The 12375-nt window shown below is 47.0% G+C and carries 14 protein-coding genes; all 14 read left to right on the forward strand.

Annotation, left to right across the window (positions count from 1 at the left end; translation table 11 throughout):
• The first annotated feature begins 22 nt into the window (after positions 1 to 22).
• The 14 genes from ACINLD_RS04275 (at position 23) to ACINLD_RS04340 (ending at position 12361) form a co-directional block, all read left to right on the forward strand.
• Positions 23 to 499, forward strand: coding sequence for a chemotaxis protein CheW (locus ACINLD_RS04275; protein ID WP_026586986.1), 477 nt, complete (start codon positions 23 to 25; stop codon positions 497 to 499).
• A gap of 11 nt (positions 500 to 510) precedes the next feature.
• Positions 511 to 1140 carry a chemotaxis protein CheC gene (locus ACINLD_RS04280; RefSeq protein WP_026586987.1) on the forward strand — a complete coding sequence of 210 codons (630 nt, stop codon included), beginning with the start codon at positions 511 to 513 and terminating at the stop codon, positions 1138 to 1140.
• Positions 1137 to 1643, forward strand: a complete 507-nt coding sequence (locus ACINLD_RS04285; protein ID WP_077736837.1) for a chemotaxis protein CheD — start codon at positions 1137 to 1139, stop codon at positions 1641 to 1643. Before ACINLD_RS04280 ends, ACINLD_RS04285 begins: the two co-directional genes overlap by 4 nt.
• A gap of 22 nt (positions 1644 to 1665) precedes the next feature.
• A complete protein-coding gene (locus ACINLD_RS04290; RefSeq protein ID WP_026586989.1) occupies positions 1666 to 2433 on the forward strand; it encodes a FliA/WhiG family RNA polymerase sigma factor in 768 nt (255 codons plus the stop codon).
• A gap of 86 nt (positions 2434 to 2519) precedes the next feature.
• A complete protein-coding gene (locus ACINLD_RS04295) occupies positions 2520 to 3038 on the forward strand; it encodes a DUF6115 domain-containing protein (RefSeq protein WP_026586990.1) in 519 nt (172 codons plus the stop codon).
• A gap of 151 nt (positions 3039 to 3189) precedes the next feature.
• Complete coding sequence (gene rpsB, locus ACINLD_RS04300) at positions 3190 to 3930, forward strand: 30S ribosomal protein S2 (RefSeq protein WP_026586991.1); 741 nt, start codon at positions 3190 to 3192, stop codon at positions 3928 to 3930.
• A gap of 101 nt (positions 3931 to 4031) precedes the next feature.
• A complete protein-coding gene (tsf, locus tag ACINLD_RS04305; RefSeq protein WP_026586992.1) occupies positions 4032 to 4913 on the forward strand; it encodes a translation elongation factor Ts in 882 nt (293 codons plus the stop codon).
• A 144-nt stretch (positions 4914 to 5057) separates the two neighbouring features.
• Positions 5058 to 5780, forward strand: coding sequence for a UMP kinase (gene pyrH, locus ACINLD_RS04310; protein WP_026586993.1), 723 nt, complete (start codon positions 5058 to 5060; stop codon positions 5778 to 5780).
• A 16-nt stretch (positions 5781 to 5796) separates the two neighbouring features.
• Positions 5797 to 6339 carry a ribosome recycling factor gene (gene frr / locus ACINLD_RS04315; RefSeq protein WP_372709737.1) on the forward strand — a complete coding sequence of 181 codons (543 nt, stop codon included), beginning with the start codon at positions 5797 to 5799 and terminating at the stop codon, positions 6337 to 6339.
• Positions 6340 to 6468: 129 nt separating this feature from the next.
• Entirely contained in the window at positions 6469 to 7251 is a 783-nt protein-coding gene (locus ACINLD_RS04320) for an isoprenyl transferase (protein WP_026586995.1), read from the forward strand.
• A 12-nt stretch (positions 7252 to 7263) separates the two neighbouring features.
• Positions 7264 to 8067: a phosphatidate cytidylyltransferase gene (locus tag ACINLD_RS04325; protein WP_026586996.1), complete on the forward strand. Its 804-nt coding sequence runs from the start codon at positions 7264 to 7266 to the stop codon at positions 8065 to 8067.
• A 45-nt stretch (positions 8068 to 8112) separates the two neighbouring features.
• The gene (dxr, locus tag ACINLD_RS04330; protein WP_026586997.1) at positions 8113 to 9264 is read left to right on the forward strand and encodes a 1-deoxy-D-xylulose-5-phosphate reductoisomerase; all 1152 of its coding nucleotides are present in this window, start codon (positions 8113 to 8115) and stop codon (positions 9262 to 9264) included.
• A gap of 6 nt (positions 9265 to 9270) precedes the next feature.
• On the forward strand, positions 9271 to 10536 hold the full coding sequence (gene rseP, locus ACINLD_RS04335) for an RIP metalloprotease RseP (protein WP_142246124.1): 1266 nt from the start codon (positions 9271 to 9273) through the stop codon (positions 10534 to 10536).
• A gap of 106 nt (positions 10537 to 10642) precedes the next feature.
• Positions 10643 to 12361 carry a proline--tRNA ligase gene (locus ACINLD_RS04340; protein WP_026586999.1) on the forward strand — a complete coding sequence of 573 codons (1719 nt, stop codon included), beginning with the start codon at positions 10643 to 10645 and terminating at the stop codon, positions 12359 to 12361.
• Positions 12362 to 12375 lie beyond the last annotated feature (14 nt).

Genomic DNA, 12375 nt, shown 5'->3' on the forward strand with positions numbered 1-12375 from the left:
AAGCGAAAGGAGAGCGATCCTCTTGACCACACAGACAACCACCGGTGAAAAAATGATCGTATTCAAAGTGAATCATAAAGAATATGCCATATCTGTTTCAGAAGTCATGTCGATTGAAAAGTGGCAGCAGCCTACAAGGGTGCCAGGAGTTGAATCTTATATTTGCGGTGTCATCAATTTAAGAGGTGTCGTCACACCTGTCATTGATTTAAGGAAGCGGATCGGGGCGCCTGGAGACACGATCACGGATGAAACGAGAATTATCATCATCACCCATCAGGACATTGAAGTCGGCTGGGTGGTAGATGAAGCCAATGACGTTATCACCGTTGAAGAAGGGGAAATCGAATCAGCTCCGGAAACTTCCAGAAAAGATGGCAGACAATGGATTAAAGGGATTGTCAAACAAGGCTCCAGACTTCTGAACCTGATCGACTCTGAAGCCGTGTTAAACAGGAAGTCAAGCCTTGCTGCAGCTTCCGAAAATGCGAAGAAATAAGGAGCCTGGAGATGAGCATTTTTAACGGAATTAAAGAAGAGCATCTTGATATTTTGCGTGAAGTCGGAAATATTGGAGCGGGCCACTCTGCCTCTGCTTTAGCGAATTTGCTGAACAGAAAAATCGAGATGGAAGTGCCGTTCGTCAAACTGATGTCGTTTGATGAGCTTGTGAATCTGTTCGGCGGTGCAGACCTTCCCGTAGCCAGCATCTTTTTGCGCATGGAAGGGGATTTTCCGGGCTCAATGTTCGTTATTATGCCTTTTTCAGAGGCTGAACAACTGGTCAGGGAGCTTGTTTCCAACCCCGAATTTAAAATCGATCAAATGACACCGGACGATATGGGCGCCTCCGCTCTGCACGAACTGGGGAATATTATGGCGGGTTCGTATTTGACAGCTTTAGCAAATTTGACAAACCGGCAGATGTATCCGAGCGTCCCGGAGCTGACGCTTGACATGTTCGGAGCCGTCATCAGCGAAGGCCTGATCGAGCTCAGCCAAGTCGGAGACCAGGTCATTGTCATTGACAACTCCATATTTGACGAAGAGAACAACCGGAAGGTAAAAGCGCATTTGTTCCTTTTGCCCGACTACGATTCGTTTGAAAAGCTCTTTCATTCGTTGGGTGCAGCGCTATGAAAATGATAGAAAAAGAGACTGCTATTATCAGAGTGGGCATTGCCGATGTGAAAATCGCCCACAGCCCCGACAGGATCCGGACATCTGGCCTCGGTTCCTGCGTCGGGCTTGTCATTTATGATCTCGAACAAAAGACGGCGGGGCTCGTCCACGTCATGCTTCCCGATTCTTCCCTTTCAAAGACAGCGGATATCAATCTGGCAAAATATGCGGACACCGCTGTCAGTGCAACGGTCAACATGCTGCTGGAAGCAGGCTGCCGAAAGTTTGCCCTGAAAGCGAAGATGGCCGGGGGAGCGGAAATGTTTAAATTTAAGATGACAAATGATCTGATGAAAGTCGGGCCAAGAAATGTACTGGCGATTAAAAAACATCTATCTCTCTTGAATATCCCGATTATAAGCGAGGATACAGGCGGAAACAGCGGAAGGACGATCGAGTTTGATCCGCAGTCGGCCGAGCTTGTCATCCGGACAGTAAAACAAGGTGTAACAACGATTTAATATGCAATATAGGGGGATAATGATGCAATCCTTGAACTATGAAGATCAGATGCTTTGGTCGCGGTGGAAAGAATGGAAAGATCCTCAGGCCGGCGATGATTTAATCCGCCGCTATATGCCGCTTGTCACTTATCATGTCGGCCGGATAGCCGTCGGCTTGCCCAAATCCGTTCACAAAGACGATTTGGTCAGCCTCGGCATGCTGGGTTTGTATGATGCCCTTGAAAAATTTGACCCGGGGAGGGATCTGAAGTTTGATACATACGCTTCTTTCAGAATCAGGGGCGCTATTATCGACGGTCTCAGAAAAGAGGATTGGCTTCCGAGAACATCCCGGGAAAAAACGAAAAAGGTGGAGGCTGCGATTGAAAAGCTTGAACAGCGCTACTTGCGCAATGTATCGCCAAGCGAAATCGCAGAGGAACTGGGAATGACTGAACAAGATGTCGTCACAACCATCAACGAAGGATTTTTTGCAAATCTCCTTTCAATCGATGAAAAGCTTCACGACCATGAAGACGGAGAGAATGTTCAGGTCATGATAAGGGATGACAAAACGAGCACACCCGAGGAAAAAATGCTCAAAGACGAGCTGATCTCGCAGCTTGCAGAAAAAATAAACGAGCTTTCCGAAAAAGAGCAGATTGTGATCAGCTTATTCTATAAAGAAGAGCTGACGCTGACGGAAATTGGCCAGGTTTTGAATTTGTCCACCTCCCGCATTTCCCAGATCCACTCCAAGGCGCTTTTTAAATTGAAGCACCTTCTTGATAAAGCGGTACAATCATGATTTAGCTGCTGGCCTTGCCGGCAGCATTTTTTAGGCTGCTTTTAAAAAAGGTATTTTTAAAAATTCATGGTTAGCGGGTGAAAAATATGTCAACAATATTATGGCTTGTGAGCTTCACACTCCACGGAATATTGATCTATTTTGTCATCATTCTCAATGCGAGGCTCAGCGCCTTTAAGGCTGCGGAAATGGAACAGAAGCAGCTTCTTGAAGAAACCGAGAACACACTGACCGCCTTTCTGATGGAGCTGAAAGACGAAAATGAAAGATTAGTCCGCACGCTTGAGAAAGATGATGAAATCGGGATTCAAAAAGCCGAGCCGCAGGCGGAAGCTCCCGCTGAAGCTGCAGCCGGCATCCCGGAAACGGAAGAAGACGCGAGTTTGCCGCTTCACATTGAATCGATGATCGGTGAAGTGGAAAGAAAGGAGGATGAGCTGAATCAAGAGGAGTACGAAGATTCTGCCGCATCCTTTGAAAAACAGGCTCTCGCCTTGCATGATGAGGGCTTGTCGCCAGAAGAGATTGCAAGACAATTAAAAAGCGGCAAAACAGAAGTGGAGCTTTTCTTAAAATTTCGCGGAAAGCTGAAAAACGATTCTTGATTGTCGGGTGAGCTTATGTTATATTATTTCTTGGTGTTAATTACACACGCTTAACGATTTATGCAAGCGGTGCTGTGCGGTCTCCGTGCAGTCCTGCATAAAGATGACCTAAGCGGAGGAAAAAAACCATTATATTAGGAGGAAATAACACATGTCAGTCATTTCTATGAAGCAATTGCTTGAAGCTGGTGTTCACTTCGGCCACCAAACGCGCCGCTGGAACCCAAAAATGAAGCGCTACATCTTCACGGAGCGTAACGGCATCTACATCATCGACCTTCAAAAAACGGTCAAAAAAGTTGAGGAAGCTTACAACTTCACGAAAAACCTTGCAGCTGACGGAGGAAAAATCCTTTTTGTCGGTACGAAAAAGCAAGCTCAAGACTCCGTTAAAGAAGAAGCGGAACGTTCTGGAATGTACTATGTCAACCAACGCTGGCTCGGCGGTACATTAACCAACTTTGAAACGATCCAAAAGCGTATCAAACGCCTTAAAGATATCGAAAAAATGCAAGAAAACGGCACATTTGACGTGCTTCCTAAAAAAGAAGTCGTTCAATTGAAAAAAGAACTTGAGCGTCTTGAAAAATTCCTCGGCGGAATCAAAGAGATGAAAGAGCTTCCTGACGCACTGTTCATCATCGATCCTCGCAAAGAGCGCATCGCTGTTGCAGAAGCGCGCAAATTGAACATTCCGATCATCGGAATCGTTGACACAAACTGCGATCCGGATGAAATCGACGTTGTCATCCCTGCGAACGACGACGCGATCCGCGCTGTTAAACTGCTGACTTCAAAAATGGCAGATGCGATTCTGGAAGCAAAACAAGGTGAAGAAACAGCTGAAACAGAAGAGACAGAAGCAGAAACAACTGAAACAACAACTGCTTAACCTGATCAAAAGGTGATAAGGGGGAACTGCCTTTTATCACCTTTTTTTTCACCAGATAAACATTTACATATTTTGTTTGGATTATAAGGAGGAAAATCACTATGGCAATTAGTGCACAAATGGTAAAAGAGCTTCGTCAAAAAACCGGTGCAGGCATGATGGACTGCAAGAAAGCGTTAACTGAAACTGACGGAGACATGGAAAAAGCAATCGACCTTCTCAGAGAAAAAGGTATTGCAAAAGCTGCGAAAAAAGCTGACCGCGTCGCTGCTGAAGGTCTGACTCTCGTGAAAACAAACGGCAACACAGGCGTGATTTTGGAAGTGAACTCAGAAACTGACTTCGTTGCGAAAAATGAAGGCTTCAAAACGCTTTTAAATGACCTGGCTGATCATCTTCTTGCCGAAAAGCCTGAAAACCTTGAAACTGCTATGAGCCAAAAAATGGCAAACGGTTCAACTGTTGAAGAATACATCACAAGCGCGGTTGCCAAAATCGGAGAAAAAATCACGCTTCGCCGCTTCGCTGTCTTGACAAAAGGCGATGACGCCGCATTCGGCGCATACTTGCACATGGGCGGAAAAATCGGCGTGTTGACCGTTCTAAACGGCACGACAGACGAAGAAACTGCGAAGGACATCGCAATGCACGTTGCGGCTGTAAACCCTCGCTACATTAACCGCGACCAGGTATCTGAAGAAGAAGTGAGCCGCGAGCGCGAAGTCTTGACTCAACAGGCTCTTCAAGAAGGAAAACCTGAAAACATCGTCGCTAAAATGGTTGAAGGCCGTTTGAACAAATACTTCGAAGAAATCTGCCTGCTTGACCAATCATTCGTTAAAAACCCGGATGAAAAAGTGAAGCAAGTCGTGGCTGCGAAAAACGCAACAGTTGAAACATATGTCCGCTATGAAGTTGGAGAAGGAATCGAAAAACGCCAAGAAAACTTTGCTGAAGAAGTTATGAACCAAGTGAAAAAATAAGATTGAAAAGCCGCTTGCCTAAGACAAGGCGGATCTTTTCAAAGAAATAGGGGACACAATTTGTGTCCCTATTTTTAAAACAGTTTACAAACCTTTTTTTCTCTTGCATAATAAATAACGGCAAGCATGCACTTGGAGGTTATTATGGAAAAACCAAAGTATAATCGTATTGTATTAAAGCTTAGCGGAGAAGCGCTTGCTGGCGAACAGGGCAACGGCATCAACCCGACGGTGATCCAATCGATTGCCAAACAGGTGAAGGAAATTGCTGAGCTCGATGTTGAAGTGGCGGTCGTCGTCGGTGGCGGCAACCTGTGGCGCGGCAAGACAGGCAGCGATCTCGGAATGGACCGCGCGACAGCGGATTACATGGGAATGCTTGCAACCGTCATGAATTCGCTGGCGCTTCAGGACAGCCTGGAAACGCTCGGAATTCAATCGAGAGTTCAGACATCGATCGAAATGCGGCAGGTCGCTGAGCCATACATAAGAAGAAAAGCGATTCGCCATCTTGAAAAGAAGCGCGTCGTCATCTTCGCCGCCGGTACAGGCAATCCATATTTCTCAACGGACACGACAGCGGCGCTCAGAGCAGCCGAAATTGAGGCCGATGTCATTTTGATGGCCAAAAACAATGTCGACGGTGTCTACAACGCCGACCCGAGAACGGATGAAACGGCCGTAAAATATGAAAAATTGTCTTATCTGGACGTTTTAAAAGACGGCTTGGCCGTCATGGACTCAACCGCTTCTTCCCTATGCATGGATAACGACATCCCGCTGATCGTCTTTTCCATCATGGAAGAAGGAAACATTAAAAGAGCCGTTATCGGCGAACCAATCGGAACAATTGTAAGGGGGAAATAATGTGTCAAATCAAGTGATGAATGAAACAAAAGAACGGATGGAAAAAGCGGTAACAGCATACCAGCGCGAGTTGGCCACCGTCCGTGCAGGACGTGCAAATCCGGCGCTCTTGGACAAAGTCACAGTCGAATACTACGGAGCGCAAACACCTTTAAACCAGCTTGCGTCCATCAATGTTCCAGAAGCGCGCATGCTTGTCATCACACCATATGATAAAACGGCACTCGGAGACATCGAAAAAGCGATTCAGAAAGCCGATTTAGGCGTAACTCCGACAAACGACGGCAGCATTATCCGGATCACGATTCCTCCTTTAACAGAGGAGCGGAGAAAAGAGCTTGTCAAGCTTGTCAAGAAATACTCTGAAGAAGCGAAAGTCGCCGTCCGCAACATTCGCCGTGACGCAAATGACGACCTGAAAAAATTAGAGAAGAATGGTGAAATGACTGAAGATGAATTGCGCTCTTCAACTGAAGACGTGCAAAAGCTGACAGATGAATACGTGTCAAAAATCGATGAGATCACAAAAGATAAAGAGAAAGAAATCATGGAAGTTTAACCAAAAACTCTGTACAATAGATAATAGTGAAAAGACCCTCTCATGTTTACAGGGGGTTTTTTTGTTAATACTGTTGTTATCTAGCAGGATCAAACAGGAAAGCAACCTTTTGGGTGATGGAGGAATCTCATGCTCAATATACTCAAAAATTGGAAGAATCAGCATTCAGCGGCTTCCAACATGGAAAGTTACACAAAAGAAAATATTTTAAAGGGAGAAATTCCAGAACATATTGCCATCATAATGGACGGAAATGGCCGATGGGCAAAAAAACGCGCGATGCCCCGCATCGCTGGGCATCATGAAGGCATGAAGGTGGTCAGAGAGACAACGAAGCTTGCAAATGAGCTCGGTGTCAAAGCGTTGACTTTGTATGCTTTTTCCACGGAAAATTGGAAGCGTCCGAAGCTTGAGGTTGATTTTCTGATGAAACTGCCTGAAGAGTTTCTGGGCACGTATCTGCCGGAGCTGGTCGAGGAGAATGTTCGAGTGCGCATTACCGGTGATAAGGAAGGTCTGCCTCCGCATACGATTCGCGCGGTTGAACGAGCAATTCGCGACACGGAAAACAATGACGGACTTATACTTAATTTTGCATTGAATTACGGAGGCCGGGCAGAGATTGCGAATGCTGCAAAGAAAATCGCCGAAGAAGCAAAAAAAGGCGCATTGAATACGGAGGAGATTGATGAAAAGCTCTTTTCTGAATATTTGATGACAGAAGCTTTGCAAGATCCGGATTTGCTGATTCGAACAAGCGGCGAGATCAGACTGAGCAATTTTATGCTTTGGCAGCTTGCCTACAGTGAATTTTTATTCACTGATGTATTATGGCCTGATTTTAAAGAGGCTCACTTCCTGCAGGCTATCGGAGAATATCAGCGTCGCGGGAGAAGGTTTGGCGGAATTTAGAGGATGGTGCAGATGAAACAGAGAATATTGACGGGTGTCATAGCGGCAGCGATTTTTTTACCGCTTGTCATTTTCGGCGAGCTGCCGTTCACCTTATTGGTCTATGCAATGGGCATAATCGCTCTTTTTGAACTTTTGAGAATGAAAGGCATGAAGCTTTTAAGCGTCCCGGGCGTGATCAGCCTCTTGCTTTTGGGTGTCTTGCTGTATCCGGGCCGGCTGGGCGGAGGCGTTAACCTTGGCATTTCCAAGGGAGAAACCGTGTTTTTAGCCGTTCTGCTCCTGTTGGCATACACGGTGCTCAGCAAAAATGCATTCACTTTTGATGAGGCCGGATTTATCGCTTTAGCGGCTGTTTATATCGGATTTGGCTTTTATTATTTCATTGAAATCAGAAACATCGGCCTCAGCTATGTCTTTTTTGCGATCGGTGTCGTCTGGTCGACGGATTCCGGCGCTTATTTTATCGGAAAAGCGATCGGCAAGCGAAAGCTTTGGCCTGAAATCAGCCCCAACAAAACGGTCGAAGGGTTTTGGGGCGGCATTTTGACAGCGGTCGTCTTTTCTTCGATCTTTCAAGCAGTCACCGGCTTTCCACATGCGTATTTATTTGTGCTGCTGCTTACCGTGCTATTGTCGATCGTCGGACAGATCGGCGATTTGGCCGAATCGGCGTTTAAGCGGCATTACGATGTGAAAGATTCGGGACGGATCCTTCCCGGTCACGGGGGGATGCTGGACCGCTTTGACAGCTTTCTATTTGTCATGCCGGTTCTATACTTCTTGCTTGTTCTTTTTCAGCCGTTCGGGCTATGATAAGAAGTGTGCATGTAGCTAGAAAGAAACAGAGGTGCGGCAAATTTGAAGAACATATGTCTATTGGGAGCAACAGGCTCCATTGGAGAACAGACGCTTGAAGTGATCAAGGCCCATGGCGACCGGTTTCGGCTTACAGCTATGGCTTTCGGAAAAAATGCGGAAAAAGCGGCTGAAATCATTCAAACATTTAAACCGAAGTATGTAGCCGTCGGAGATGAGCATACATATGAAACATTAAAACAATATTCTTTTTCCCACTCGTTTCAAACGGGAATAGGGGAAGAAGCACTGATCGAGGCGGCGGTTCATCCTGATGCGGATATCGTCGTCAACGCTCTCGTCGGAAGCATCGGCCTTCTTCCAACGCTGAAGGCGATTGAGCAGCGAAAAACAATTGCCCTGGCAAATAAGGAAACTCTTGTGACGGCCGGACATATAGTGAAAGAACACGCGAAAAAATACAATGTTCCACTACTGCCTGTCGATAGTGAACATTCTGCGATTTTTCAATCTCTCCAGGGTGAAAATCCGAAGCACATCAAACGGCTGATCGTGACCGCATCAGGCGGCAGCTTCAGGGACAGAACGAGAAAAGAGCTTGAAGGCGTGACGGTGGAGGAAGCCCTCAATCACCCGAATTGGTCGATGGGTGCAAAAATTACGATCGATTCGGCTACAATGATGAATAAAGGGCTTGAGGTCATTGAAGCGCACTGGCTTTTTGATCTGCCTTACGACCGGATCGATGTGCTGCTCCACAAAGAAAGCATCATCCATTCGATGGTCGAATTCCACGACAGAAGTGTCATCGCCCAGCTTGGCACACCTGATATGAGGGTGCCGATCCAATATGCGCTAAGCTATCCTGAGCGACTTCCGTTTGAAGAGGCGAAGTCCCTTGAGCTCTGGGAAATCGGCCAGCTGCATTTTGCCCAAGCCGATTTTGAACGGTTCCGCTGCCTGCGGTTCGCATATGAATCAGGAAAAATAGGCGGTACAATGCCGACTGTTTTAAATGCGGCCAATGAAGAAGCAGTCGCAGCGTTTTTGGCGGGCAACATAACGTTTCTTGGAATCGAAGACATCATCGAAAAAGCTTTGGAACGCCATCAGGTGATATCAAAGCCGAGCCTTCAGGAGATCCGTGAAGTGGACAAAGAGGCCAGAAGATTTGTCCAAACATTACTCACATAAGGTGGTATGTTCGTGAATACTGTGATCGCGTTTATTATTATTTTTGGAACGCTCGTTTTTTTCCATGAGCTGGGGCATTTGATCCTTGCTCAAAGAGCCGGAATACTGTGCCGGGAATTTGCCATCGGGTTCGGTCCGAAAATCTTTTCATTCAAGAAAAATGAGACCGTTTATACCATCAGGCTGTTGCCGATCGGCGGCTTTGTCAGAATGGCAGGGGAAGACCCGGAGATGATCGAAGTGAAGCCGGGGTATACGGTTGGGCTTTTGTTTGACAAGGAAAACAAAGTCGAAAAGATCATTATGAACCAAAAAGAAAAATACCCTGATGCATTGGTCATCGAAGTCGAACAGGCTGATCTTGAGCATGAGATGAGAATCACGGGCTTCGAGTACGGCAATGAAGACCATCTCTCTTCTTTTTCAGTCAGTGAAACCTCCTTTTTCATCGTAGACGGTGAAGAAGTGCAGATTGCCCCGTACAACCGCCAGTTTCATTCAAAAACGGTTTGGCAGCGCATCAAAGCGATTGCGGCGGGTCCGATCATGAACTTTATTTTAGCTTATGTCATTCTCGTCGCGCTCGGACTGATTCAAGGTGTGCCGTCAGACGAGCCCGTGCTCGGCAAACTGATTGACAACGGGCGGGCAGTGGAAGCCGGGCTTCATGAAGGCGACCGCATTATGACCATCAACGATGAGAAGATGAAATCATGGACTGATATTGTGAACACGGTCAGAGAAAACCCGGAAAAGGAATTGAAGATCGTTCTCACGCGTGACAATGTCAAACTGACCAAATATGTGACGCCTGAGGCGGTGAAATCGGGAGATGAAACGATCGGCCGCTTCGGCGCCTACAATCCGGTGGAAAAAGGCATATTCACATCGATTTCATACGGTGCGACCGAAACGGTAACCGTTGCGCAAAGTATTTTTACCAACCTCGGCAAGCTTGTGACGGGACAATTTTCGATTGATATGCTGGCCGGTCCTGTCGGCATTTATGATATGACAGATCAAGTGGCGAAGACAGGCGTCATCAATCTGTTGAAGCTGGCTGCATTTTTGAGCATCAACCTCGGGATTGTCAACCTCTTGCCCATCCCTGCTTTGGACGGCGGGAGACTGTTGTTTCTGTTTATTGAAGCGATCCGCGGGAAGCCGATCAACCGCGAAAAAGAAGCGTTTGTCGTGTTTATCGGCGTCGCATTCCTGATGCTTTTGATGCTTGTCGTCACCTGGAACGACATCCAGCGCTTATTCTTATGATCGTCTTTGCCTTTTTAAAGAGCGGCTCCGCTTTTTAAAAGGCTCTTTTAGGGAGCGCCACTCCCACACTTGATAGACCAACTGAATAAAATGAGGTGCGAACGAAATGAGACAGAGCAGGACTCTAATACCTACGCTCAGGGAAGTGCCGGCTGATGCTGATGCGAAAAGCCATCAGCTTCTTCTCAGAGCAGGATTTATCAGACAAAACACGAGCGGTGTATACAGCTATATGCCTCTTGCCAATAAAGTCATTCAAAAGATCCAGGGCATTGTCCGCGAAGAAATGGAAAAAATCAACGCCGTCGAAATGCTGATGCCGGCGCTGCAGCAAGCGGAAACATGGCAGGAATCAGGAAGATGGTATACGTACGGTCCTGAGCTGATGAGGCTGAAAGACCGCCACGGCCGTGAATTTGCCCTTGGTGCCACACATGAAGAAGTGATCACGAGCATCGTGCGGGACGAAGTCAAATCGTACAAACGGCTTCCTTTGACCCTTTACCAAATTCAATCCAAATTCCGCGATGAAAAGCGCCCGCGCTTCGGCTTGCTGAGAGGCCGCGAATTCATCATGAAGGATGCGTATTCGTTCCATTCCTCCGCAGAAAGCCTTGATGAAACATACAAAGACATGTACCAGGCTTATACGAATGTATTTACGCGCTGCGGCTTGAATTTCAGACCGGTCATCGCAGATTCAGGCGCGATGGGCGGAAAGGACACCCACGAATTTATGGCGCTGTCTGACATCGGCGAAGATACGATTGCCTACTCCGATCAGTCCACATACGCAGCGAATATCGAAATGGCTGAAGTGGCGGAAGCCGGTGAGGCGCCAACAGCAGGGATGAAAGAATTGCAGGAAGTCCATACCCCTTCCGTCAAATCGATAGAGGATGTGGCTCAATTCCTGGATGTATCTCCGCAAAACTGCATTAAATCGATTCTTCTCAAAGCGGACGGCCGCTTCGTGCTCGTTTTGACAAGAGGGGATCATGAAGTAAACGAGATTAAAGTGAAAAATCTGCTGAATGCGGAAATCATCGAACTTGCCAGCGCTGAAGAGGTGACAGAGCTCGTTGGCACTGAGCCTGGCTTTGTCGGTCCTGTCGGATTAAACGCCGAAATCGACATCTTCGCTGATTATGCCGTGAAGGCGATGGCAAATGCCGTAGCGGGAGCGAATAAAACCGATTACCATTATCAAAACGTCAATGTCAGCCGTGACGCAGACAATGTGACATACGCCGATCTCCGCTTTATTCAGGAAGGGGATCCGTCGCCTGACGGCAAAGGAACGATTCGTTTTGCCAAAGGGATCGAAGTCGGACAGGTGTTTAAGCTTGGCACCCGCTATTCTGAAGCGATGGATGCGACATACCTTGATGAAAACGGACGAGCCCAGCCGATGCTGATGGGCTGCTACGGAATCGGAATTTCCCGGACCCTTTCAGCCATTGTTGAACAGCACCATGATGACAAAGGCTTGATTTGGCCGTTGAATGTCACTCCGTATGATCTTCACATTCTCGCGCTCAACATGAAAAATGAAGCGCAAGTTCAGCTGGCCGAGAAACTGTATGTGAATCTAAAAGACAAAGGCTATGACGTTTTGCTTGACGACCGTGCGGAACGGGCCGGCGTGAAATTTGCGGACTCCGATTTGATCGGGCTGCCGATTCGCGTTACTGTCGGAAAAAGAGCCGATGAAGGAATCGTGGAAGTGAAAATTCGCAAAACCGGAGAATCCTTTGAAGTCGCTTCCGATGAGCTTTCAGACTTCATCGAAAAGCAAATCAAGAGCTTATCTTCTCAAGCGTAAACATGTTAAACTAG

It is taken from the genome of Bacillus sp. z60-11 (assembly GCF_046464135.1).
GTDB classification, from domain to species: domain Bacteria; phylum Bacillota; class Bacilli; order Bacillales; family Bacillaceae; genus Bacillus; species Bacillus sonorensis_A.